Below are 23,048 nucleotides of genomic sequence, written 5' to 3'. Positions count from 1 at the left end.
GTGAAATCCGATTTGATTTTTTATTAATTGTGGCTATCGATAAAATAAAAAAAGCGCCACCAGGGCGCTTTTTTAAGCAAATTAATTCGCGATGGAATTATTACAGCACGTGAACGGATGCGGTGTTGGTGGTGCCGCTCGGAACCAGTGCACCAGAAACCATAACCACAACGTCACCTTTTTGAGCCAGACCGCTTTCCAGAGCGACTTCTTTACCCAGACGATAGAAATCATCGGTAGAGCTGATTTCTTTAACCACCTGTGCAACAACGCCTTTGCTCAGCACCAGCTGACGCGCGGTAGTTTCGTTGGTGGTCAGCGCCAGGATGGTGGCATCCGGGAAGTATTTACGTACTGCGCGAGCGGATTTACCACCCTGGGTTGCGACGACGATCAGCGGCGCGTCCAGTTTTTCAGCAGTTTCAACCGCGCCACGGCAAACGGCTTCGGTGATGCGCAGTTTGCGGCTGTCGTTGTTGAAGTCCAGACGGCTAGTCATCACACGGTCAGTACGCTCACAGATGGTCGCCATGATGGTAACGGCTTCCAGCGGGTATTTACCTTTTGCAGACTCGCCAGACAGCATTACTGCGTCGGTACCGTCGAGGATGGCGTTCGCTACGTCACCGGCTTCAGCGCGGGTCGGACGCGGGTTTTTGATCATGGAGTCCAGCATCTGGGTTGCAGTGATAACGACTTTACGTGCACGGATACATTTTTCGATGATCATCTTCTGCGCGAAGATAACTTCTTCAACCGGGATCTCAACGCCCATATCGCCACGCGCAACCATGATGCCGTCAGACGCTTCGAGGATTTCGTCGAAGTTGTTCAGGCCTTCCTGGTTTTCGATTTTGGAGATGATCTGGATGTTTTCGCCGCCGTGCGCTTTCAGGTGCTCACGGATTTCAACGACGTCAGAACGTTTACGGATAAAGGACGCTGCAACGAAGTCAACGCCTTGCTCGCAACCGAAGATCAGGTCTTGTTTGTCTTTTTCAGCCAGTGCTGGCAGCGCGATGGAAACGCCCGGCAGGTTAACGCCTTTGTTTTCGCCCAGGTCGCCGTTGTTCAGCACTTTACAGATAACTTTGTTACCTTCGATGGCGGTAACTTCCATGCCGATCAGACCATCGTCAACCAGAACGGTGTTGCCGACAGACAGATCTTTAGTGAAGCCTTCGTAAGTTACAGCAACGATTTCGTTGTTACCTACGACAGATTTGTCGGTGGTGAAGGTGAAGGTCTGGCCCGCTTTCAGGGAAACGTCGTTACCGCCTTCCAGTTTGATGGTACGGATTTCCGGACCTTTGGTGTCGAGCAGGATTGCGGCTTTCTTGCCGGTTTTGCTCATAACGTTGCGCAAATTCTTGATGCGCTGACCGTGTTCTGCGTAGTCGCCGTGGGAGAAGTTCAGACGCATGACGTTCATGCCCGCGTCCAGCATTTTGGTTAACATCTCTTCGGATTCGGTTTTCGGACCGATGGTGCAAACAATTTTCGTCTTTTTCATGACAGTCTTAGTCTTTAAGTTGAGAAGGATATGGAAATCTGGCTCCCATCGCGCACGGATGGGAAGCTAAACCTGAGTTACGAAAGTTGTGATGCCTCGCTCTAAGGATAGGTGACATCGAAAAAGCGTGCAGAGGAATGTGTGCTTGTGTTTCAGCCCAACGGGATGGTGAGTTCTGTAGTCGTTGAGTTTTACAGGTCAATGTGCTGAAACCATTCAAGAGACAATTGGCGCGCATTATACGCTGAAAATTATCAAAAAGGAAAATGGAAACAGCGTTTCAAAACACTTCTGTGCAGTTTTACAAAAATTATTCATTAATTTGTTCATCGGTATGGATAAAGAGGTTATCCGGCGTTGCGATTTGTTGCGCAACAAACTGCATTTAACATCTCGATGACTACGTTTTATGCCGTTGACGTCGATGCAGTACTATATTTCTAAAAGTTATATCAAATGCGTTTTAATTCATTTTAAAAGCCAATTCCACTGATTACACTCGTTTGGACATCCATACTGCTAAACAGCCAAAAGCGCTAGCAGAAGAACAATAAGCAGCAGCGGATACCCAAACGACATGATTGTCCTGAAAAATATTTCGAAAGTGTTTACGCCAGGCAGGCTTGCCATCACCGCTGTCGATAACGTCAACCTGACGGTTGAACAGGGGCAGATTTACGGCATTATTGGTTACAGCGGGGCAGGTAAAAGCACCTTAATTCGTTTGCTCAATGGTCTCGAAAAACCGACCTCCGGCAGCGTGACGATTAACGGCCACGATATCTCGGCCGCCAGTGGGGAATCGTTACGCCAGGCGCGACTGAAAATCAGCATGGTGTTTCAACACTTCAATTTGCTGTGGTCGCGGACCGTTAGCGAAAACATTGCGTTCTCTATGCAAATCGCCGGTGCGTCCAAAGCGTCCATCAAAACGCGGGTTGCTGAACTGATTACGCTGGTTGGGCTGAGCGGTCGTGAAAATGCGTATCCTTCCCAGCTCAGCGGTGGGCAAAAACAGCGTGTAGGAATTGCTCGTGCGCTGGCGAACAATCCAGATGTCCTGCTGTGTGACGAAGCCACCTCGGCGCTGGATCCGCAAACTACCGATCAGATCCTCGATTTACTCCTCGATATTAACCGTCGTTTCAAATTGACCATTGTGCTGATCACTCATGAAATGCACGTGGTACGCAAAATCTGCGACCGCGTCGCGGTAATGGAAAACGGCAAGGTCGTTGAGGAAGGTGATGTGCTCAGCGTCTTTACCCATCCTCAGCAGCCTATTACCCGACAATTTGTTCGTCAGGTGAGCCAGTACACCGAAGAAGACGAGTTTAATCCGCAACTGGCAAGCGAGTTGGGTGGGTTGGTTATCAAATTAACCTTTACCGGGCAACGTACCCACCGCCCTGTGGTTGGGGAATTGACCCTGCGCTATGGCCTGCCGTTCAACATCTTGCACGGCAAGATGACGCAAACCGCACATGGCGTGTTTGGGCAACTCTGGGTGCACGTGGTGGCCTCTGAGGAACAATTGAACAATATTTTGGCCGACCTGCGCCAGAGCGACATTGAAGGCGAGGTGATTCAACATGGCTGAAGAACTGTTTCCCCATCTGAAGTGGGAACAACTGTTAGCGGCAACCCAGGAAACGCTGTATATGACAGCTCTTTCGGGGGCGGCGACCTTTATCTTGGGCATCGCGCTTGGCCTGGCATTGTTCCTGACCGCGCGCGGCGGATTGTTCCCTAATCGTGCGGTATATAGTGCTATTTCGCTGGTGGTGAATATCTTTCGTTCGATCCCATTCATCATTTTGATCGTGCTGCTGATCCCGTTTACCAAAGCGATGGTAGGCACCATTCTCGGCGCCAATGCCGCGTTGCCTGCGCTGATCGTGGGGGCCGCGCCGTTTTATGCGCGTCTGGTCGAAATCGCTCTGCGTGAAGTGGATAAAGGCGTTATTGAAGCGACGCGTTCAATGGGCGCACGACTGAGCACACTTATTTTTCGAGTTTTACTGCCGGAATCATCTCCTGCTCTGGTGTCCGGGATCACCGTGACGCTAATTGCGCTGGTGAGCTACAGCGCGATGGCAGGGGTAATTGGTGCCGGTGGTTTAGGGAATTTGGCCTATCTGGAAGGATTCCAGCGCAACCACAGCGACGTCACGCTGGTGGCGACGGTGACGATTTTGCTCATTGTCTTCATCATCCAGCTTTGCGGCGATGTGATCACCTCTCTGTTAGATAAACGCTAATAAAATACGGAAACCATTATCATGAAAAAATCACTGACGTTACTCGCCGCAGCAACCTTAAGCGCCCTGAGCTTTGCCTCCTGGGCTGATACTCTGACCGTTGGCGCGTCTAACGTGCCGCATGCGGAGATCCTTGAACAGGCCAAACCGATTTTGGCGAAGCAGGGGATCGATCTGGAGATTAAACCGTTCCAGGATTACATTCTGCCGAACACTGCGCTGGCTGGCCGTGAGATTGACGCCAACTACTTCCAGCATATTCCGTACCTGAACAGCGTGATTAAAGACCATGCAGGCGATAAAACGTATGACTTCGTCAGCGCCGGAGCGATTCACATTGAGCCGATTGGTATCTATTCGAAAAAAGTGAAATCACTTAAAGATCTGCCGGAAGGCGGCAAAGTCATCATGCGTGACGCGGTATCTGAGGAAGGCCGTATTCTGTCGATTTTCGAAAAAGAGGGGGTGATCAAGCTGAAGCCGGGCGTGGATAAAGTAACTGCGCGCATTAGCGATATCGTCGAAAACCCGAAAAAGCTGAAGTTCCTGCCAAACGTGGAAGCCGCGCTGTTACCGCAGATGTATAACAACGACGAAGGCGATGCGGTGGTGATTAACGCCAACTACGCCATCGACGCTGGGCTGGATCCAGTGAAAGATCCTATTGCTGTTGAAAGTGGTGAAAACAACCCGTATGCCAACATCATTACCGTGCATCGTGGCGACGAGAAGAAAAAGGATATCGTAGCGCTGGTTGATGTCCTGCATTCAAAAGAGATCCAGGACTGGATCAGTACTAAATATAAAGGTGCGGTGATCCCGGTAAACAACTAATCTGCTTTTTGCCGGGTGGCGGCAGTGCTTTATCCGGCCTACGACGTCCTGTAGGCCGGGTAAAACGCGTTCGCGTTGCCATGTGGCACCAGAGCTACACTCGCTCAATTCTCGCTGGCAACCCCTGACGCACCGACGCACCCGACACCCAGTCAAGCCAGGTATTGGCTACCTGTCGGGTTGGGTCCGCAAAACCCAACTCGTTGAGATTAATCCCCGACTTAATCTGCTCATCAAACGCCATCGGCTCACCGTCGAGGGTATGCCGTGCCGCGCCCATTTCTTTATGCCCGTAACCATGCTCGATGGCGATAACACCCGGCATGACGCCATGCAGCAGGCTTATCTGCGCTTGCGCCTGACCACCGGGGGTGGTGATACGCACGATATCGCCGTGTGCTAAACCATACCGCTGACCATCCTGTGGATTGAGCGCCACCAGATTAACCGGCTTCAGATGATGAAGGCGTGGGATAACCGCCGTGGCGCTGGACATGGTATTGGATTTAAAGGAAATCAGTTTCAACGGCCACTCTTGTTCCGGGAACAACTCCTCGACCGCACGTCCATCTGACAGACGTGAAGGATACCAGGCCGGGCAGCCGCTGTAGCGCTCGCCGGTAATCGCATGGCGGTGCGCGGCGACGTTCGCATTCCAGATTTGGAGCGGTTTTTCCCAGGCATTGCCGACGCGGTTATCAACTCGCCCGCTGTTGTCCGGCGCAAAGCGCCCGCCGCGGGAGTAGATAAACGCCACTCGGCTGATTTCATCGGTTTTCAACGTTTGGGTCATCACAGGCATGATCCGCTGGACCCCGGTCAGCGCTATGTCTTCCGGCTGTGCCTCAGCAACCGGAGCTTTGCCCATAAACGCAATATTGGCCGCGAGACGCAGGTAGTAATCTTCCGCACGGTTTAACGGATAGTGATTACCTTGCGGATCGGTAATTGCATTGTCGCCGAATCCAGGTAGCCCGATGCGCTTTGCCACTGCAATACAGAAAGACTCCATCGAGGCCGGTTGGCCGTCAGCCGTGAGGCTGGTCGCCGATCTGACAACTGGCCAACGCGCGGTGGTGGCTTTGCTGGCCACGCCCGCCCACGGAGCGCTGAATCCCCAGCTTTCGAAGTTGTGGGTATCCGGCACGATGTAATCTGCCAGCGCCGTGGTTTCGTTCATAAAGGCGTCAATGGCAATAAACAGCGGCAGACGAGCAGGATCCTTGAGCTTTTCTTCCGCCACGCCGCGTAACCCCGCAATGCCGTAAAACGGGTTGGTCATGTTGGAGATCCAGGCTTTCAGCGGATAAGGGTAACCTTCAAGCGCCGAGACGAGGAGTTCGGTAAGCTGACCGGCGACAAACGGATACCACGGCGCTTTAGCCGGGAAGGGCGATTGCCCGGCAGCCACCTTATTGCGGTACTCTTCCGAAGACTCATAAGCGGTTTTACTGCGCGCGATGCTTAACCCTTTCGGTTTTACCTTCCCGGCGAAGCTGTCCATGTTGTAGCGCGGACCGTCGGTGGCGCCATTAAATTTGCCGCCGCCGACGAACACGCCGCCTTCAAGACTAAGGTTGCCAATCAGCGCATTGAGCATCATCACCGACCAGGCGTTATAAAATCCATTACCTGCCATCATACCGCCGTGTGTGATCACTGCCGCTTTACGCCCGTGGCGGGTGAATGCGTCGGCCAGAGCGGCAATGTCTGCTTCTGACACCCCACACTGCTGGCTGTACTGCGTTAGCGATAGTTTTTCTGCGGACTCACGCAGACACTGGAAGCTGCTTTTTACCGTTACTGTCTGCCCGTCGGCCAGCGTCACTTCACGGGTAACAAACAGCTGAGCGCGCGGGCAACTGCTGGCGGCGACAATCTCACCGGCCTCGTTGACGACCACCGGCTCCTGGGCTGCGTTTGCACTCAGATGGGCGAGGGTCAGGTGTTGTCCGGCAAGCGTTGGAATTTCATCGGTAATCACCAGATGCGTAGCGTTAGTCCAGCTTTTTTCTCCAGCCTGCTGCATGGCCTGCACGCCGGGAATGGCGAGATAATCAGCGTTATAGCGTTGTTTATCGATAATCCAGCTTATCATCCCCATTGCCAGCGCGGAGTCGCTTCCCGGTCGTACGGGTTGCCAGTGACCGCGATCGTCAGCCAGCACCGTGGTTAATGGCAGGGCTGGCGCCACCACAACATAGCGGAAGTCGTCACGTAAACGGGCGCTGGCCAGCTGGCGGGCCTGGCGCTTAAACGGGTTGCCGGATTGCGCCGGAGAGGTGCCCATAAACAGCGCGAATTCGACGTTATCCCAGTCGGGTTTCACGTGGGTATTTTTATCCAGATCGCCCATTAACGCGCCGGAACCGGCCCGATAGGCCAGACCACAGTAAGCGCCATGAGCGCCGAAGTTTTTACTGCCGAAACTGTTCAGTGCGAAGCGACGTAAAAAGGTATCACGTCCTTCATCGCTGGTATTGGTGACCAGCAGTTGATTGGATTTTGGGCCAAAGCCGGGATGTTTCGCATCAAGCGGTGTAGTGGGATCGTGGATGGCTCTCAGACCATCAACGTGGCCTTCACCAAACAAATCGCCACCTTCCACCACCTCTTTGATCAGCTGTTCGAAGCTGATGCGCTGCCATTTTCCTTCACCGCGTTTACCGACGCGCTTCATAGGCTCCAGAATACGTAGCGGGCTGTACAGACCTTCGAGTAAGGTTGCACCACGGGCGCAGGCGGTAGAACGTGCGTCAAGACCTGACTCCCCGGTCAACTGTTCCATTGCCGTGGCAAAGGGGACAGAGGCGTCTATATGGTGCTCGTGCGACAACGGATGATAAGGGTTGCCAGCAATGCGCAGCACTTTGCCTTGCTCAGTGTCAACGCGAACCCGTACACCACACTGCGTCCAGCAACCAAAGCACTGCGTCATCGAGATCACCTGCTGCGGGTTTTGCTGCCAGTGAGGCCGGGCGTTGGCTTCTGGGATGAGCGCGTTGGCAAAAATGCGGTCACGGGTAATTTTGCCCGAGGTTCCGTCCAACATACCGTCTATCGCGCGCTTTGCCACATCCCGATAACTCAGGCCAAAAGTCACCATGCCACCTATGGCAAGGCCCACTTTAAGCCACTGACGACGGGTTAAATTAGCCATGTTGCATTCTCCTTGCGATCGCGTTCAGGGCTTCACGAAAAATAATAATCAGTGCTATCCACAGGCCGAAGGTACCCACAATAGCCAGCCAGCCATCGGTGCCGCCGGGCAGGGTATAGGGATTAAACTGCGCGTTAAATTTCGGTACGGTCTGCACCTGGATGAGTAACGTCCAGCGCATTAGCCAGCACAGCGCCATAGCGCTAAAAGCGAGTAATATGCGCAGCGGTAGCGACAAGGGGTAACGTACAACCAACCCGCAAAGAGCAAGCGAAACAAGCCATAGCGCAACCCAACCGATAGCGTAGTGTTGTGCTGAAGAAGCAACATCCAGCCACTGACGGATAGCCGAACCGGAAAGCGTATTACCACTCACCCAGATCGCCACCACGATAGCAAGCGCAATCAACGTGACCATTTGCCCCCACGCTAGCTTACGCGGTAGTGCGTCCTTGCTATTTGTCGTGGCAATAAGCAGGGCAAGAAATGTTTGCAGCGCGCTGAGGAACATCGCAACCGGAAAGGCGTAACTGAACCAAATGGGACGCGCTTGTACCACCGACACTTCACGGCCGGTGTAAACCAGCAATCCGATGGCGGACAGCGCGCTACCAAGTGCTAACCATTTTGTGACGCTGTAACTTTTTAGCGTTAGCCGTTTCACATGCTGCGCCAGAAACCACAGACCTAAAAAACCGGTAAACAGTGGTAAAAACAGCGCGCCCCACGGCATCCAGGACCATGGCGTCGGATACGCATAGAAATGCCAGACGCGGGCGGTTTGGTGTAGATCAGCGGTCAGCGCCAGTGGCGCGGTAATCGCGCAGGTCAGGGCGATTAACAGCGTCAGATTCTCCAGGTCTGCCGTTTCTTTTTTGCGCCAGTGAAGAACGCAGGCGAATAGCGCGGCGCAGGCGGCAATGCCGATGAAAAAGAAATATTGTACGGCCCAGGGTAACCAGCTTACGTCTTGAGGATGGGCCAGAACCTCGTCGATAATCAGTGAATGGTTCATTTAAACCTCCTGCCAGAGAGCGGGTTGAGCTCGTCCTATCAATGGGGTGACAAACGCCTCATCCAGTCCCAGATAGAACACGTGAGGAGACGTACCGCTTTCCGGCTTCAGGACTTTGATGGCGTCATGGTGTTCATGCAGCATTTGTGAAATGCGGCTGTGCGGATCTTTAATATCGCCAATGATGCGCGCGCCGCCGACGCAGGATTCCACACAGGCCGGGAGCAGCCCCGCTTCTAGGCGGTGAACGCAAAAGGTACATTTATCGGCGGTTTGCGTTTCATGGTTGATGAATCGCGCATCATAAGGGCAGGCCTGCACGCAATAGGCGCAGCCCACGCAGCGTGTGTTGTCGACCACCACAATGCCGTCTTCGCGTTGGAAAGTGGCCTGTACCGGGCAAACGGGCACGCAAGGGGGATTATCACAATGGTTGCACAGTCGCGGCAGCAGGACGTTGGTAACGCTTTGCTGATCTTCAATCTGCACTTGATACTGGTTGACGAGGGTACGAAATTCGCCCTGTGGCGTCTGGTTTTCAATGGCGCAACTGACGGTACAGGCCTGGCAGCCGATACATCGTCGCAGGTCAACCAGCATGGCGTAGCGATGCTGTTGTGAGCCTTCGTGGCGTTCAGGCGAAAAGGGAAATTGCGCCTGAGCCAGCGGAACCAGTGATGCGCCAGCGGTCAGGACGCCCAGTTGCTGGAGAAACTGCCGTTTACTGCTGTCCATATTTTCTCCCGTCACGATGCAACAACGAAACATTGGTCACGCCGTTGATTTGCGTGTGATGAATAAAGAATCTCAATGATTTACAGTGTAAAAATCGTGACGGGGTATACTCTATTGTGGTTAACCACATACCCGGCTTGTTGTTGATCTAAAACAACATAATTGACAGGGATAATTGAGTGGGACGCAACGTAGTAAGATGTCTGACGGTGCTGGCGTCGCTGTGGATGCTAAGCGGCGCGGTCAGGGCGCAGACATGGAACATTGGCGTTTTGGCGATGCGCGGGGAGGTTTCTACACGTAATCACTGGCAGCCGCTGGAAACCTTGTTGAATCAGCAAATCCCCGGTGAGCAGTTTCATATTCAACCGCTGGACCTGCGGCAGATGCAGGAGGCAGTGAATCGTGGAACGGTACACTTTGTGGTCACCAATCCGGCGCAGTTTGTCCAGCTTAACAGCCGCTCAGCGCTACGCTGGCTGGCGTCGTTACGCTCCACCCGTGGTGGGAAAGCCACCAGTAACGTGATTGGCAGCGCCATTCTCGTCAGGCGCGACAGTGGGTTAACCTCCGCACACGATCTGATCGGCAAAACGGTTGGCGCCATTGATGCTCAGGCGTTTGGCGGCTATTTGCTGGGATATAAAGCGCTCAGTGATGCCGGTCTGCGCCCTGAACGTGATTTACGTCTGACGTTTACCGGATTTCCCGCCGATGCCTTACTCTATTTATTACGTGAAAAAGCCGTGCAGGCGGTGATCGTGCCGGTGTGCCTGCTGGAAAAAATGGATGAAGAAGGCCTCATCCGTAAAACCGATTTTATGACCGTGTTGAATCATCCGACTTCAATTCCCTGTTTAACCAGTACGCCGCTCTATCCGGACTGGTCATTTGCCGCACTACCTGCAGTGAGTGACGAGCTGGCCGATCGCGTTACGCGGGTACTGTTCAATGCACCGCAAAACGCGACGTTTCGCTGGGGCGCGCCCGCCTCGACCCGTGAAGTAGAAGCGTTGCTGCGCGACGTCCGACAGCATCCGCAGCAGCGTCAGCTGTGGCTGGATGTCAAAAGCTGGTTTATTCAACACCGACTGGCGATGGGGGGCGTGGTCATCGTATTGCTGTTGCTTACGCTCAATTACATCTGGGTGATGCTGTTGGTTCGCCGACGTGGCAGGCAGCTGGAGCGGAACAACGTGTTGTTGCACAAACAGGAACAGGCGCTGGAGACTGCCCGCCAAATGAGCGTGCTGGGGGAGATGACCTCCGGTTTTGCCCATGAACTCAATCAGCCGTTGTCTGCTATCCGTCATTATGCCCAAGGCTGTCTAATTCGCCTGCGTGGTCAGGATGAGCAGCATCCGTTGCTGCCCGCGCTTGAGCACATAGACGCCCAGGCACAACGAGGAGCCGATACGCTGCGCAATCTCCGGCAGTGGGTCAGCCAGGCACAGGGCAATCCGGTACTCTCCGATGACTGGCAAGCCATCAACGTTCACGATGCTATCCATCACGTCTGGCAATTACTGCGCATGCCCCAGCAATTCCCGGCGGTAACGCTGCACACGCAGGTTAGCAAGGCGTTAACGTTGATGCTGCCAAGCGTTCTTCTTGAGCAGGTGCTGGCTAATCTGGTACTCAATGCCGCCCAGGCAGGCGCTACGACAGTATGGTTTAGCGCCCTGCACAAGGATGGTGGCGTGCGTATTCAGGTGCAGGATAATGCCGGAGGCATTGACGAGGCTCAGTTGTATCAGGCGTTTCAGCCGTTTATGACCACCCGCAAAGAAGGTATGGGACTAGGACTGGCCATTTGTCAGCGACTGGTACGCTACGCAAACGGAGATATTGAGATCAAAAATCAGCAGGCCCCGGACGGCAAAGCGGGGGCGAGAGTGACATTGTATTTTAAACCAAATCAGGAAGGAGGCCGTAGTGGCGATAATTCATCTGCTGGATGACGACATTGCCGTTACCCAGGCCTGTGCGTTTTTATTGGAAAGTCTGGGATATGAAGTGTCTTGCTGGGAGCAAGGCGAGAAATTCCTCGCCGAGGCAAATCTGCACCAGGTGGGCGTACTACTGCTGGATATGCGTATGCCGGTACTGGATGGGCACGCTGTGCATGAAATCATGCGTCAGAAAGCAAGTACGCTGGCGGTGGTCTTTCTCACCGGGCACGGCGACGTGCCGATGGCGGTTGAGCAAATGAAACGTGGCGCGGTCGATTTTTTGCAAAAACCCGTGTCAGCCGTGCCGCTTCAGGCAGCATTAGAACATGCCTTGCAGGTCTCGGCAGCGGCGTTCTCGCGACAAGAGATCATCTCATGCTACCAACAACTTACGCCAAAAGAACGGGAACTGGCGCATCTGGTAGCAAAAGGGTTAATGAATCGGGAAATTGCTGATGCCATGAATATTGCCGTGCGTACGGTTGAAGTGCACCGGGCGCGGGTGATGGAAAAAATGCAGGCAGGAAGTCTTGCTGAGCTCGTTAATCGACTTCAGAGAATTCAGTAGAATGATGACATTTATTTGATTTTCATTGAATTTTGTCTAAATCCTCAGAGTGATATATGCTGTTGGTTTGAGTTAATGACGAGCGGGCAAAAATGGGAAATCAGACGAAAGACGACGAGTTGTACCGTGAAATGTGCAGAGTAGTCGGTAAAGTAGTGCTGGAAATGCGCGATCTGGGACAAGAACCTAAGCATATCGTCATTGCGGGAGTGCTGAGAACCACCCTTGCTAACCAGCGCGTGAAGCGCAGTGAGTTAGAAAAACAGGCTATTGAGACCGTAATTAAAGCATTGGCCGGTTAATTCATAAAAAGAGGACCGCAGAAATTTTTTGCCGTCCTCTTATTCTCGATACGTTAATCTATCAATCTATATAATTTATCTCCGTTAATAATTAGTTGTAGAGAACTATAAATCGATATGTATTTATTTATATATCGGTGGCCGTGCAGTATTATATTTGGGAGAGGGTTCACAAATATTTGTAATTTAAATAGGCTGCTATTTCACTCTATTTGTTAATGATAATAAATCTCACTCCGCATTAATTATATCCCTTCCGTTTTTTAATTGATGACGATCAAGACTATGCATGCTGAATAACCACATTATTTCTGTGCCTAACCCTAAAGGATTAGATTCATTCAGTTTAACCACCGTCATTTACGCGATCAGGTTAGGGCAAAAATTTACGTGTTGTTGGCAACATTAACCGCCCGATATGGCTTGAGCTGCGCTGGTTTAAATTAGCCTGGATGTGTTGCTACCACAGCATTTGCGAAGAGGATGCGAAATAAATGAACCAGGTTGATCGTCCATTTTTAGATTGTGGTTTAACGCGACTAGAATTCCTGCGGATATCAGGGAAAGGACTGGCGGGATTAACGATTGCCCCCGCGCTGTTATCCCTATTTGGTTGTAAGCAGGAAGATGTCGATAGTGGGACCGTGGGGCTTATCAATACGCCGAAAGGGGTTCTGGTGACCCAGCGAGCCCGCTGTACGGGCTGTCACCGCTGTGAAATTTCCTGTACCAATTATAACGATGGTGCCGTAGGGACCTTCTTTTCCCGGATAAAAATCCATCGCAATTTCTTCTTTGGCGATGATGGCGTCGGGTCCGGTGGTGGGCTGTATGGCGATTTAAACTATACCGCTGATACCTGCCGACAATGTAAAGATCCGCAGTGCATGAAGGTCTGCCCAATTGGTGCAATTACCTGGAAACAGGAAGACGGTTGTATTGCGGTGGACCACAAACGCTGTATTGGCTGTAGCGCGTGTACCACAGCCTGCCCGTGGATGATGGCGACCGTAAATACCGAAACGAAAAAGTCCTCAAAATGTGTGTTATGCGGGGAATGCGCCAATGCTTGTCCGACTGGAGCATTAAAAATTATCGAGTGGAAAGATATTACTGTTTGATAGATAACAGGCATACCTGATTCGCGCCATTAATTGCCAAAAATACTGCAGTTTTGGATAAAAAACTGCCTGAAGAATGGCGGGTATATCTATTAAACCTTCTTGCAAAGGAAAACATGATGGCTAATGGTTGGACAGGTAATATTTTACGGGTCAATCTCACCACGGGTAATATCACCCTTGAAGATTCCAGTAAATTTAAAAAATTTGTCGGTGGGATGGGCTTTGGTTATAAAATTATGTACGACGAAGTCCCGCCAGGCACCATGCCTTTTGATGAAGGGAATAAGCTAGTTTTTGCCACCGGACCATTAACGGGGTCTGGCGCTCCCTGTAGCTCCCGCGTCAATATCACCTCCTTATCGACGTTTACCAAAGGTAACTTAGTCGTAGATGCCCATATGGGCGGTTTCTTTGCTGCACAAATGAAATTCGCCGGTTACGACGCCATTATTATTGAAGGCAAGTCCGCATCACCGGTCTGGATCAACATCAAAGACGATAAAGTCAGCATCGAAAAAGCCGATTTCTTGTGGGGCAAGGGGACTCGCGCCACAACCGAAGAGATTTGTCGGATTACCAGCCCGGAAACCTGCGTTGCCGCTATTGGGCAGGCGGGTGAGAATCTGGTGCCACTGTCCTGCATGATCAACAGCCGCAACCACAGCGGAGGCGCCGGTACAGGTGCGGTGATGGGTTCGAAAAACCTGAAAGCCATTGCGGTAGAAGGGACTAAAGGCGTCAACATTGCCGATCGTAAAGAGATGAAGCGGCTCAATGACTACATGATGACCGAGCTTATCGGCGCCAACAACAACCACGTTGTGCCAAGCACCCCGCAGGCCTGGGCAGAATACTCTTCGCCAAACTCGCGCTGGACAGCCCGTAAGGGACTTTTCTGGGGCGCGGCAGAAGGGGGGCCAATCGAAACCGGTGAAATCCCGCCGGGCAACCAAAATACGGTGGGTTTCCGTACCTATAAATCGGTGTTCGATCTGGGTCCAGCTGCAGAAAAATACACGGTCAAAATGAGCGGCTGCCATTCATGCCCTATTCGTTGTATGTCGCAGCTCAATGTCCCGCGGGTGAAGGATTTTGGCGTGCCGAGTACCGGCGGCAACACCTGCGTGGCGAACTTTGTTCACACCACCATTTTCCCCAATGGCCCGAAAGATTTTGACGATAAAGACGATGGGCGAGTCGTAGGGAACCTGATCGGACTGAACCTGTTTGACGATTACGGTATCTGGTGTAACTACGGCCAGCTGCACCGTGACTTTACCTACTGTTATTCGAAAGGCGTCTTTAAACGCGTGCTGCCAGCCGAAGAGTACGCGGAGATCCGTTGGGATCAACTGGAGGCGGGCGATCCTAACTTTATCAAAGATTTCTACTATCGACTGGCGCATCGCGTGGGGGAACTCAGTCATCTTGCGGACGGTTCGTATGCCATTGCTGAACGCTGGGATTTGGGCGAAGAGTACTGGGGTTATGCCAAAAATAAACTGTGGTCGCCGTTTGGTTTTCCGGTCCATCATGCAAACGAAGCCTCGGCGCAGGTGGGGGCGATCACCAACTGTATGTTTAACCGTGACTGTATGGCGCACACCCATATCAACTTCATTGGTTCCGGCTTACCGCTGAAATTACAGCGCGAAGTGGCGGGCGAGTTATTTGGGTCGCAGGACGCCTACGACGAGACCAAGAATTACACCCCGATCAATGCCGCCAAGATCAAATATGCCAAGTGGACGCTGCTGAAAGTCTGCCTGCATAACGCGGTTACGCTGTGTAACTGGGTTTGGCCGATGACGGTATCACCACTCAAGAGCCGTAACTATCGCGGAGATTTGGATCTGGAAGCGAAATTCTTCCAGGCTGTCACCGGTGATGAAACCACGCAGGCGAGTCTGGACCTGGCCGCTGAACGCATCTTTACCCTGCATCGTGCCTATACGGTCAAACTGATGCAAACCAAAGATATGCGTAATGAACACGATCTCATCTGCTCCTGGGTGTTTGATAAAGACCCGAAAATTCCGGTCTTCACCGAAGGCACCGACAAGATGGACAGGGAGGATATGCGTCAGTCACTGACGATGTTCTATCAGGAAATGGGCTGGGATCCCGAGTTGGGTTGCCCAACGCGTGAAACCCTGAATCGACTCGGACTTGAAGACGTGGCAGCCGATTTGGCTGCGCAGGATCTGTTGCCAGCGTAAGGAACGCGAGATGACTAACGTGAGCAACGTTCAGGCACCCGTTGGGGCGCTTCCTGACGAGGTTGATAGCCAAAAGAGACACTGGCTACAGGCGTTTCACCCGTCGGTCGAGCAGGTGACTGCGCCGCAGGTTCAGGAAGCCGCCAGCCCGGAGTCGATTGTGGCAGATTTTATCCGCCAGCATTCGGCATCGGGGCACCTGATGGCGCGCAGCGTATTTCTGCAGCCACCTTATTCGGTCCCTGAAGCCGCTCTCTCCGCGCTGCTGGATACGCTATGTCAGGACGCAATTAACGCGGATATCACCCGTGTGCAGGGTGCGGAAGATGTCTATTTCTACTCAACGCAAACCATGACGGCAAACTACGCCAACATGTGCGTGCAGGTGGTTGAAAACGACATCTGCCGTGCGATTGCCGAGGCGGTACGCTTCGACTGTCGAACGTATCCTCGCCCCTATAAGGTCGCCATGTTGACGCAGCCGCCGTACAGCTTCGAGTCCCAACAAATTACAGCGGCGCTAACGGCCATGGAAACGCACCCTGATTACGCAGATATACGTACTGTGGAATCGTCAAATGCGGAGCCTTATTTGTTCAGCGAACGTTTTATGAGTTATGGCAAAGCGTACGGCCTGTGTGAATGGCTTGAGGTTGAGCAGTATCAGAACCCCTGAATTCTTCAGGTTGATGTCATGGAATGTGTGGACGACCACTGTCACAGCATTAGAGGATAACCCGATGTCCTTCACCCGACGAAAATTTGTCATTGGCATGGGGACGGTGATTTTTTTTACCGGCCCAGGTCAAAATCTGTTAGCGAGTACCAGGAGCCCTAAAGCCGTTCGTTACGTCATGATTCACGACGAATCACTGTGTAACGGATGCAATATTTGCGCTCGTGCATGCCGGAAAACCAACCATGTACCTGACCAGGGCAGCCGTTTGTCGATCGCTCATATTCCTGTAACCGATAACGACAACGAAACGCTGTATCACTACTTCCGTCAGTCCTGCCAGCATTGTGATGATGCACCTTGTATTGAGGTGTGTCCGACCGGTGCCTCCTGGCGAGATGAGAACGGTATTGTGCGAGTAGATACGTCTTGCTGTATTGGTTGCAGTTACTGTATTGGCGCGTGTCCTTATCAGGTGCGCTATCTCAACTCGCAAACCAAAGTGGCGGATAAATGCGACTTCTGCGCTGAATCTCGGCTGGCGAAAGGTTTCCCTCCGATCTGTGTTAACGCTTGCCCGGAACATGCGCTGATTTTCGGTCGTGAAGATAGCCCGGAAATTCAGACCTGGTTGCGAGAAAACAAGTATTACGAATATCAACTTGCAGGCGCCGGGAAGCCCCATCTGTATCGTCGGTTCGGTCAACATTTGATTAAAAAGGAAAATGTATGAACGCGTCGCAGAATGCCGAACAGTTTCACGCCCAGCTTGCACAGTATGTTCCACTGTTTTCACCGGACTACTGGCCTGTGTGGTTAGTCGTTGCCGGGTTAATGCTGGTGGGAATGTGGCTGGTGCTGGCGCTTCACGCCATGCTGCGCTTTCGGGCGGCGCATAAAGCGTCGGCAGGGCATGGTGAGAAGGTCTATTTATATTCGAAGGCTGTCCGCCTGTGGCACTGGTCGAATGCGCTGTTATTTCTGTTGCTTCTGGTTAGTGGCCTGGTCAATCACTTCTCTGCCGTTAGCGCACCGGTAATGAAAAGCCTGCTCACCGTTCATGAGGTTTGTGGCTTTTTGCTACTTGCCTGCTGGATTGGTTTTGTGCTGATCAACCTGATTGGCGGCAACGGACATCACTATATTATTCAACGTCAGGGCTGGATCGCTCGTGCGCAAAGACAAACTCGTTTTTACCTGTTTGGCATTATGCAGGGCGAGTCACACCCATTTCCGGCCTCACCTCGCTCTAAATTTAATCCGTTACAGCAGGCGGCCTATGTTGGCGTGATGTATGGTTTGTTGCCACTGCTACTGATCACTGGATTGTTATCGCTTTACCCGGTAGCTGTCGGCGATCTGTTCCCCGGAGTGCGTTACTGGCTGCTTCAGGCGCACTTTGCGCTGGCAATAGTCAGTCTGTTTTTCATTTTTGGGCATCTTTATCTCTGCACTACGGGGCGCACGCCGGGCGAAACCTTTAAGTGTATGGTGGATGGCTACCACCGGCATTAAGCGATGATGATTACGCGAAGTGACTTACGGGCCTGGCGCGTTGGGCCCGTCATGTATCGTTGGTTTCTACGCGCGTTTCCCGCAGGAGGAAGCTATGCCGATGTTCATCGCGCGCTCCAACGGGAAGGGTATACCGATTGGGCAAATAGCCTGGTGGAATACGGCTGGTCAAAATGGCGGGAAGAGGCGAGTTTTGCTCAGCAGGATATTGACGCGATGGGGAATATTTCCCGTGAGCAAGCCGCGGGGGAAACCAGCCGTCCGTTGGCGAGTGCGGAAGATTATGCCCGATTTAGCAGTGCGGGTGATAACGTAAAAATTGCCAGCGCCGGGTATGCTGCGCAGATCGCCTGTGCCGGTTACAGCGCACGGATTGGCAGTGTAGGCTATAACACGCATATCGGCAGTTCAGGCGATCGCGGGCGAATAGCGATTGCGGGAAATTCGGCGCGTATCAGCAGTGTGGGCGACGGAACGCGTATTGCCAGTACCGGCATGCGCGTACGTATCAGTTCGCTCGGCGACCGAAATCGGATTGCCAGTAGCGGTGATTTAACCCAACTGGCCTGTTTTGGCGCAGAGGCGAAAATCGCTAACTGCGCGGACAATATCCACATTATTGCCAGCGGAGAGAACGCCGTTGTTGCCAGTACCGGTGCTGTCGACTCGATAATTCTTGGTCCCGGCGGATGTGCGGCGCTGGCTTATCACGATGGCGAAAGAATGCGTTTTGCGCTTGCCGTTGAAGGGGAAAATAACATTCGGGCGGGCGTGAAATATCGGCTCAACGAAGACCATCAGTTCGTGGAATGTTGAGCCGAGAGGTCATTTTAGTGCGAATCGGCGCTGGGTGATTTTTTCAAGGCTAAAGCACAGCAGGTAATAAACCAGCCCGGTAAAGATAAAAATGGCTGCGGGGTAAATTTGCACCCGGCTGTTAACCTGACCGGCAACCGTCGTGAGTTCCGGCACGTTAACGATAAACGCCAGTGACGTGTCCTTCAGTAGCCCAATAAAAATCCCTGTCAGCGACGGCAGTACGTTACGCAGCACCTGCGGCAGCAAGATAAGCCACAGGGCCTGTTCCGGGCGAAAACCCTGAACAATTGCCGCTTCATACTGCCCGCCAGGCAGTGCGCTAATTCCAGCATACACCGAGTGCATCACCGAGGCGGCGGTGAACCATGCCAGCGCCAGCGTCACGGTAACGGCACCGGGCAGATCGCTTCCGGTCAGCATGGGTAGCAAATACCACATCCAGAAAATCACAAAGATGAGCGGAATGCCGCGAATAAATTCCGCCCAGATAAACAACCCGTTGCGAACCGCGCCCGGAAATCGCCAGGCGCAGCAGGCAAGAACGATCCCGCCAGGCAGCGCCAGCAATGCCGCACCAATAGCCATCAGCAAAGTGAGCAGTACACCGCCGGGTTGCCCCTCAGCTACACGTCCCCACAGGAGATAGTCAAGATTGTCGGTAATGACCGAAATATTAGCGATCATGCAGTATGCTCCTGACGCTGAAGATGCGCATTCTTATCTTTGACGATTTACCCGACGCAGACTGCGGGCCAAGACGGGTAAGCAACATACCCAGAATGATGCCGGTAAACAGATAGAGCACGGTGCCAACGGCAAAGGCTTCCAGCGCGTGCGCGTTGTAGCTCTCAATTTGCCGTACCTGGTAGATGAGCTCAGCAAATCCAATACCGCTGGCAAGCGAGGAAAGCTTCATCAGGTTGAGATATTGCCCAACAATCGGTTGCCAGGCGTTTGCCAGCCCCTGAGGCAGCAGAATGTGACGAAATATCGCCCAAGATGAAAACCCCTGCGCCACGGCAGCCTCGCGTTGTCCGGCAGAAACAGCCTGTAAACCCGAAGCGATCTCTTCAACCAAAAATGCTGAGGTAAATACCCCCAACCCCCATGCTGAACAGATAAATTCCGGCGTTAACCACCAGACATCACCCGGCAAAATTGACCATGGATGATCGGCATTGATAAAGCTAATGACGTCACGGGGTAGCCAGTTCCAGGCGGCAAAATACCAGAACATCAGTTGCACCAGTAAAGGCGTGTTGCGAAACACCGAGACCCACACCCCGACCATCGCTTTAGCGAGACGATTGCCCGTCAGGCGCAGGCCGAGCAGTGAGATGGCAATGAGCGTGGCGAGCACGATACCTGCCAGCGTCACCCAGAGCGTGGTGAGAAAACCGGAAATTATCCATTGCAGGGGTTGCCCGCTCAGCACTCCCTGCCAGTCCATTGCATGCATTATGACGATGACTCCTGGTGTAACGGGTCGAGCACTTTTTTCAGGAAACGCTGGGTTCTCGGGTGCTGTGGTCGGACGAAAAAATCCTCCGGCGCGGCCACTTCCAGAATATCGCCACCATCGATGAAAACCACCCGATCGGCAATTTCGCGGGCAAAATGCATTTCGTGGGTCACGACGATCATGGTGATACCGCTGTGGGCCAAATTTTTCATTACCTGTAATACCTCGCCGATCATTTCCGGATCCAGCGCGGAAGTGGGCTCATCAAACAGAATAATTTGTGGCGATGAAGCCAGTGCGCGGGCGATGGCCACGCGCTGCTGCTGCCCACCGGACAACTGCGCGGCATAGGCGTTGGCTTTTTCCGCCAGTCCTACCTTTTCCAGCAACTCGAGTGCCCGACGATCCGCTTCCGTCTTGTTCCAGCCGTGAACATATTCCAGCGCCAGTGCGATGTTCTGCAGCGCAGTCAGATGCGAATAGAGATTGAATTGCTGAAATACGAAACCGATACGGCTACGTAGCTGGCGTAACGCCGCCCCGCGCAACTGGCTAATCGGTTTACCATCAATGAAGATTTCGCCACCGCTGAGCGACTCAAGCTGGTTGATAAGACGTATAAGAGTGGATTTTCCTGAGCCGGAAGGCCCCAGAATGGTCACTACCTCACCGGGTTCAACCGCCAGGCTAACGCCGTTAAGGACGGTATGAGCGTCATACTGTTTAATCACATTGCGTAGTTCGACGCTCGCCTGGCGCAAATGGGTAAAATCCGCAGCCGAAGCTGCGGATCGATGAAAAAGGGCTGAGAGCATATTACTTGGCTTCTATTTTAAAGGCGCGGGCTTGCGGATTTTTGGTTTCAGGACCAAACCAGACATCATAAATTTTGGCTGCCTGCCCGGTAGATTCCAGCTTCAAAAGTTCATCGTTGACGGCTTTTAACAACGCTGGCTCACCTTTTTTCACCCCCACGCCGATCTCTTCTTTGCTCAGCAGGTCCGGCAGAATTTTGAAATCAGCTTTATCCGGCGCAGCGCCTAATAACCCGGCCAGAATCGTACTGTCCTGGGTAATGGCCTGAACATTGCCGTTGCGTAGCGCGGTTAACGCCAGCGGGATATCGTCGTAGGCCAACACGCGCGACTGCGGGAAGCGCTGATGCAGTGCCTGTTCACCAGTAGTGCCTTTTACCGCGCCGATGCGTGCTTTGCTGTATTCATCGAGCTTATCCGGAGATTTTGCTGGCACAAGGAACTGCTGGCCGGTAACAAAATAAGGGACGGAGAAATCTATTACCTGCGCCCGTTCAGGTGTAATCGTGATATCCGCGACGATTAAATCAGCTTTACCGGATTGTAATAACGGAATGCGGTTTGCCGGATTGGTCGCTACCAGTTCCAGTTTTACACCAAGGGATTTGGCCAGCGCTTCGGCAAAATCAACGTCGTAGCCGACAATCTTATGGGTTTTGGCATCGACGGAGCCAAACGGAGGATTCGCGTCAAATGTCGCGACTTTTACGACGCCTGCGGCTTTGATATCGGCCAGTTGGTCAGCCTGAACCTGCGAGACGGTAAGTCCTGAGGCCAGCAGCACGCCCAATGCCAGCAGTGTTTTTTTAGCGCGGTTAGTTTTCGTTGCCATCATTGTATGAAATCCCTGTAGTTTTTGGTTTGTGCTTTTTACGCTCCCATAACTTACGGTTGGGACAAAATAAGAAAAAATTCTTATCTATATACAAAATGTTATTAGTGAAGGATGTGTTAATAGCGGGTGAAAATAATGCATGAGTGAAAGGTAAAATCGTGCATAAGCCTGGTAATAATTCGCATTTTGTTTTTGTGTGAGAGCACGCTTGAATAAGATTGAGCTGTGCTAATGTCCAGAAATGCTACTGGAATACCCTCCGGACCTGTACCATATATCACAACAGGTCTGGAGTGGGGATAAGCATGCTGCGTGATAATTTTAACGATCTCTATTATCTCATTATCGTTGCCCGCGAGCGTAGTTTTACCCGGGCAGCGGCAAAACTTGGGGTTTCGCAATCCGCGCTAAGCCATGCGATTCGTGGGCTTGAAGAGCGGCTGGATGTACGGCTTCTGACCCGCACCACGCGCAGCGTTGCGCCGACCGAAGCCGGAGAACGGCTTATCAACAGTATCAGCCCGCGTTTTGATGATATTGAAACAGAGCTGCTGGCATTAACCGATGTCCGTCAGCGCGTGGCCGGTAACATCCGCCTGACGCTGGGCGAACATGCATTGCAATCTACCGTCTGGCCCGCGCTGGAGCCGTTTTTGCAGGCTTACCCTGATGTTAATGTGGAAATGACCATCGACAATAGTCTGACGGATATTGTGACTGGCCGTTATGACGCGGGTATTCGGCTCGGTGAGCAGGTGGCAAAAGACATGGTCGCCGTCAGAATTGGCCCGGACTGGCGTATGGTAGTGGTGGGGTCACCGGTGTATTTTGCTCGTCATGGCAAACCGAAAACCCCTCACGACCTGCAAAATCATAGCTGTATTAACATGCGCATGCCGACGTTGGGCGGATTATACGCCTGGGAGTTTGCTAAGGACGGGCAAGATTTGCGCGTACGGGTGGAAGGGCAGCTTATTTTTAACAATCTACCCCCGCGAATTAGCGCAGCGATGGCGGGAATGGGGCTGGCTTTTGTGCCGGAAGACACCGTCGAGCAGGCTGTTGCAGAGGGGGCATTGGAAAAAGTGTTGGAGGACTGGTGCGAACCTTTCCCTGGCTATTATTTGTACTACCCCAGCCGAAAACAACATACCGCCGCCTTTGCGCAACTGATTGAGGCCTTACGGTATACGGGCTGAAGTGAGTGGGGTTAACAGGCGATAAAAAACCGGCATTGCGCCGG

22 protein-coding genes are annotated in these 23,048 nt (G+C 52.6%); 13 read left to right on the top strand and 9 right to left on the bottom strand.

The annotated features are described in order from the left end of the window. Positions 1 to 100: 100 nt before the first annotated feature. Together pykF and ynhH are read right to left on the bottom strand one after the other, a co-directional pair. The gene (gene pykF / locus OGY17_RS12830; protein WP_003029366.1) at positions 101 to 1,513 is read right to left on the bottom strand and encodes a pyruvate kinase PykF; all 1,413 of its coding nucleotides are present in this window, start codon (positions 1,511 to 1,513) and stop codon (positions 101 to 103) included. Positions 1,514 to 1,520: 7 nt separating this feature from the next. Continuing rightward, positions 1,521 to 1,715: a protein YnhH gene (gene ynhH / locus OGY17_RS12825; protein ID WP_244293978.1), complete on the bottom strand. Its 195-nt coding sequence runs from the start codon at positions 1,713 to 1,715 to the stop codon at positions 1,521 to 1,523. 375 nt (positions 1,716 to 2,090) lie between these two features. Between ynhH and OGY17_RS12820 the strand changes: the two genes are divergently transcribed. Genes OGY17_RS12820 through OGY17_RS12810 form a run of 3 tightly spaced genes read left to right on the top strand, consistent with a single transcriptional unit; the run spans position 2,091 to position 4,608 of the window. Continuing rightward, positions 2,091 to 3,113: a methionine ABC transporter ATP-binding protein gene (locus OGY17_RS12820; protein ID WP_191214753.1), complete on the top strand. Its 1,023-nt coding sequence runs from the start codon at positions 2,091 to 2,093 to the stop codon at positions 3,111 to 3,113. Further along, positions 3,106 to 3,774 (top strand): methionine ABC transporter permease, encoded by a 669-nt coding sequence (locus OGY17_RS12815; protein WP_003029361.1) that lies wholly within the window; start codon positions 3,106 to 3,108, stop codon positions 3,772 to 3,774. The genes OGY17_RS12820 and OGY17_RS12815 overlap by 8 nt, the downstream gene beginning before the upstream one ends. Before the next feature lie 21 nt (positions 3,775 to 3,795). Further along, the gene (locus OGY17_RS12810) at positions 3,796 to 4,608 is read left to right on the top strand and encodes a MetQ/NlpA family ABC transporter substrate-binding protein (protein ID WP_191214752.1); all 813 of its coding nucleotides are present in this window, start codon (positions 3,796 to 3,798) and stop codon (positions 4,606 to 4,608) included. Positions 4,609 to 4,702: 94 nt separating this feature from the next. Here the strand turns inward: OGY17_RS12810 and ttrA are convergent, their stop codons facing one another. The 3 genes from ttrA to ttrB are packed head-to-tail and all read right to left on the bottom strand — an operon-like array spanning position 4,703 to position 9,518. After that, complete coding sequence (gene ttrA / locus OGY17_RS12805) at positions 4,703 to 7,768, bottom strand: tetrathionate reductase subunit TtrA (RefSeq protein WP_191214750.1); 3,066 nt, start codon at positions 7,766 to 7,768, stop codon at positions 4,703 to 4,705. Continuing rightward, positions 7,761 to 8,783 carry a tetrathionate reductase subunit TtrC gene (gene ttrC / locus OGY17_RS12800; protein ID WP_286607405.1) on the bottom strand — a complete coding sequence of 341 codons (1,023 nt, stop codon included), beginning with the start codon at positions 8,781 to 8,783 and terminating at the stop codon, positions 7,761 to 7,763. Before ttrC ends, ttrA begins: the two co-directional genes overlap by 8 nt. Then, positions 8,784 to 9,518: a tetrathionate reductase subunit TtrB gene (gene ttrB / locus OGY17_RS12795; RefSeq protein ID WP_353622324.1), complete on the bottom strand. Its 735-nt coding sequence runs from the start codon at positions 9,516 to 9,518 to the stop codon at positions 8,784 to 8,786. Between the two features lie 227 nt (positions 9,519 to 9,745). Here ttrB and ttrS point away from each other — a divergent pair, with 227 nt between their 5' ends. The 9 genes from ttrS (at position 9,746) to ydhT (ending at position 18,690) form a co-directional block, all read left to right on the top strand. After that, complete coding sequence (ttrS, locus tag OGY17_RS12790) at positions 9,746 to 11,479, top strand: tetrathionate respiration histidine kinase TtrS (RefSeq protein WP_103014617.1); 1,734 nt, start codon at positions 9,746 to 9,748, stop codon at positions 11,477 to 11,479. Continuing rightward, positions 11,454 to 12,038: a tetrathionate respiration response regulator TtrR gene (gene ttrR / locus OGY17_RS12785; RefSeq protein WP_000974596.1), complete on the top strand. Its 585-nt coding sequence runs from the start codon at positions 11,454 to 11,456 to the stop codon at positions 12,036 to 12,038. Before ttrS ends, ttrR begins: the two co-directional genes overlap by 26 nt. Before the next feature lie 92 nt (positions 12,039 to 12,130). Next, on the top strand, positions 12,131 to 12,340 hold the full coding sequence (gene fumD / locus OGY17_RS12780) for a fumarate hydratase FumD (RefSeq protein WP_003029345.1): 210 nt from the start codon (positions 12,131 to 12,133) through the stop codon (positions 12,338 to 12,340). Positions 12,341 to 12,834: 494 nt separating this feature from the next. Continuing rightward, positions 12,835 to 13,461, top strand: a complete 627-nt coding sequence (locus OGY17_RS12775; protein ID WP_003029338.1) for a ferredoxin-like protein — start codon at positions 12,835 to 12,837, stop codon at positions 13,459 to 13,461. Positions 13,462 to 13,580: 119 nt separating this feature from the next. Continuing rightward, positions 13,581 to 15,683, top strand: a complete 2,103-nt coding sequence (locus OGY17_RS12770; RefSeq protein ID WP_003832676.1) for an aldehyde ferredoxin oxidoreductase — start codon at positions 13,581 to 13,583, stop codon at positions 15,681 to 15,683. A gap of 10 nt (positions 15,684 to 15,693) precedes the next feature. Further along, entirely contained in the window at positions 15,694 to 16,359 is a 666-nt protein-coding gene (locus OGY17_RS12765) for a YdhW family putative oxidoreductase system protein (protein ID WP_286607403.1), read from the top strand. Positions 16,360 to 16,423: 64 nt separating this feature from the next. Beyond that, on the top strand, positions 16,424 to 17,092 hold the full coding sequence (locus tag OGY17_RS12760; RefSeq protein ID WP_286607401.1) for a 4Fe-4S dicluster domain-containing protein: 669 nt from the start codon (positions 16,424 to 16,426) through the stop codon (positions 17,090 to 17,092). Continuing rightward, on the top strand, positions 17,089 to 17,874 hold the full coding sequence (gene phsC, locus OGY17_RS12755) for a thiosulfate reductase cytochrome B subunit (RefSeq protein WP_048235471.1): 786 nt from the start codon (positions 17,089 to 17,091) through the stop codon (positions 17,872 to 17,874). The genes OGY17_RS12760 and phsC overlap by 4 nt, the downstream gene beginning before the upstream one ends. Positions 17,875 to 17,877: 3 nt before the next feature. After that, positions 17,878 to 18,690 (top strand): protein YdhT, encoded by an 813-nt coding sequence (ydhT, locus tag OGY17_RS12750; RefSeq protein ID WP_079933950.1) that lies wholly within the window; start codon positions 17,878 to 17,880, stop codon positions 18,688 to 18,690. Between the two features lie 9 nt (positions 18,691 to 18,699). Here the strand turns inward: ydhT and OGY17_RS12745 are convergent, their stop codons facing one another. From OGY17_RS12745 to OGY17_RS12730, 4 genes are read right to left on the bottom strand one after another with little or no spacing between them, the layout of a single operon-like run. After that, positions 18,700 to 19,377: an amino acid ABC transporter permease gene (locus OGY17_RS12745; protein ID WP_008784623.1), complete on the bottom strand. Its 678-nt coding sequence runs from the start codon at positions 19,375 to 19,377 to the stop codon at positions 18,700 to 18,702. Further along, positions 19,367 to 20,152 (bottom strand): amino acid ABC transporter permease, encoded by a 786-nt coding sequence (locus tag OGY17_RS12740; protein WP_286607400.1) that lies wholly within the window; start codon positions 20,150 to 20,152, stop codon positions 19,367 to 19,369. Before OGY17_RS12740 ends, OGY17_RS12745 begins: the two co-directional genes overlap by 11 nt. After that, positions 20,152 to 20,970 (bottom strand): amino acid ABC transporter ATP-binding protein, encoded by an 819-nt coding sequence (locus tag OGY17_RS12735; protein ID WP_191214747.1) that lies wholly within the window; start codon positions 20,968 to 20,970, stop codon positions 20,152 to 20,154. The genes OGY17_RS12740 and OGY17_RS12735 overlap by 1 nt, the downstream gene beginning before the upstream one ends. Position 20,971: 1 nt before the next feature. Then, positions 20,972 to 21,805 (bottom strand): ABC transporter substrate-binding protein, encoded by an 834-nt coding sequence (locus OGY17_RS12730; RefSeq protein WP_020996433.1) that lies wholly within the window; start codon positions 21,803 to 21,805, stop codon positions 20,972 to 20,974. A gap of 305 nt (positions 21,806 to 22,110) precedes the next feature. On the opposite strand from OGY17_RS12730, the gene OGY17_RS12725 reads away from it, so the two are divergent. Next, the gene (locus tag OGY17_RS12725) at positions 22,111 to 23,004 is read left to right on the top strand and encodes a LysR family transcriptional regulator (protein WP_008784627.1); all 894 of its coding nucleotides are present in this window, start codon (positions 22,111 to 22,113) and stop codon (positions 23,002 to 23,004) included. Positions 23,005 to 23,048 lie beyond the last annotated feature (44 nt).

This window comes from Citrobacter sp. Cpo126 (genome assembly GCF_030332445.1).
Classification (GTDB): Bacteria; Pseudomonadota; Gammaproteobacteria; order Enterobacterales; family Enterobacteriaceae; genus Citrobacter; species Citrobacter portucalensis.
Note: the sequence above shows the minus strand (reverse complement) of the source record. Positions and strands in the feature narration are given on the sequence as shown.

Bases quoted from the DNA above. Each gene is read 5' to 3' on its own strand.
- OGY17_RS12740 (WP_286607400.1), bottom strand. From the start codon at position 20,152: ATGCATGCAATGGACTGGCAGGGAGTGCTGAGCGGGCAACCCCTGCAA.
- OGY17_RS12810 (WP_191214752.1), top strand. From the start codon at position 3,796: ATGAAAAAATCACTGACGTTACTCGCCGCAGCAACCTTAAGCGCCCTG.
- fumD (WP_003029345.1), top strand. From the start codon at position 12,131: ATGGGAAATCAGACGAAAGACGACGAGTTGTACCGTGAAATGTGCAGA.
- ttrA (WP_191214750.1), bottom strand. From the start codon at position 7,768: ATGGCTAATTTAACCCGTCGTCAGTGGCTTAAAGTGGGCCTTGCCATA.
- OGY17_RS12725 (WP_008784627.1), top strand. From the start codon at position 22,111: ATGCTGCGTGATAATTTTAACGATCTCTATTATCTCATTATCGTTGCC.
- ydhT (WP_079933950.1), top strand. From the start codon at position 17,878: ATGATGATTACGCGAAGTGACTTACGGGCCTGGCGCGTTGGGCCCGTC.
- OGY17_RS12815 (WP_003029361.1), top strand. From the start codon at position 3,106: ATGGCTGAAGAACTGTTTCCCCATCTGAAGTGGGAACAACTGTTAGCG.
- ttrS (WP_103014617.1), top strand. From the start codon at position 9,746: ATGCTAAGCGGCGCGGTCAGGGCGCAGACATGGAACATTGGCGTTTTG.
- OGY17_RS12735 (WP_191214747.1), bottom strand. From the start codon at position 20,970: ATGCTCTCAGCCCTTTTTCATCGATCCGCAGCTTCGGCTGCGGATTTT.
- OGY17_RS12775 (WP_003029338.1), top strand. From the start codon at position 12,835: ATGAACCAGGTTGATCGTCCATTTTTAGATTGTGGTTTAACGCGACTA.
- OGY17_RS12760 (WP_286607401.1), top strand. From the start codon at position 16,424: ATGTCCTTCACCCGACGAAAATTTGTCATTGGCATGGGGACGGTGATT.
- OGY17_RS12770 (WP_003832676.1), top strand. From the start codon at position 13,581: ATGGCTAATGGTTGGACAGGTAATATTTTACGGGTCAATCTCACCACG.
- OGY17_RS12820 (WP_191214753.1), top strand. From the start codon at position 2,091: ATGATTGTCCTGAAAAATATTTCGAAAGTGTTTACGCCAGGCAGGCTT.
- ttrB (WP_353622324.1), bottom strand. From the start codon at position 9,518: ATGGACAGCAGTAAACGGCAGTTTCTCCAGCAACTGGGCGTCCTGACC.
- phsC (WP_048235471.1), top strand. From the start codon at position 17,089: ATGAACGCGTCGCAGAATGCCGAACAGTTTCACGCCCAGCTTGCACAG.
- OGY17_RS12765 (WP_286607403.1), top strand. From the start codon at position 15,694: ATGACTAACGTGAGCAACGTTCAGGCACCCGTTGGGGCGCTTCCTGAC.
- OGY17_RS12745 (WP_008784623.1), bottom strand. From the start codon at position 19,377: ATGATCGCTAATATTTCGGTCATTACCGACAATCTTGACTATCTCCTG.
- pykF (WP_003029366.1), bottom strand. From the start codon at position 1,513: ATGAAAAAGACGAAAATTGTTTGCACCATCGGTCCGAAAACCGAATCC.
- ttrC (WP_286607405.1), bottom strand. From the start codon at position 8,783: ATGAACCATTCACTGATTATCGACGAGGTTCTGGCCCATCCTCAAGAC.
- OGY17_RS12730 (WP_020996433.1), bottom strand. From the start codon at position 21,805: ATGATGGCAACGAAAACTAACCGCGCTAAAAAAACACTGCTGGCATTG.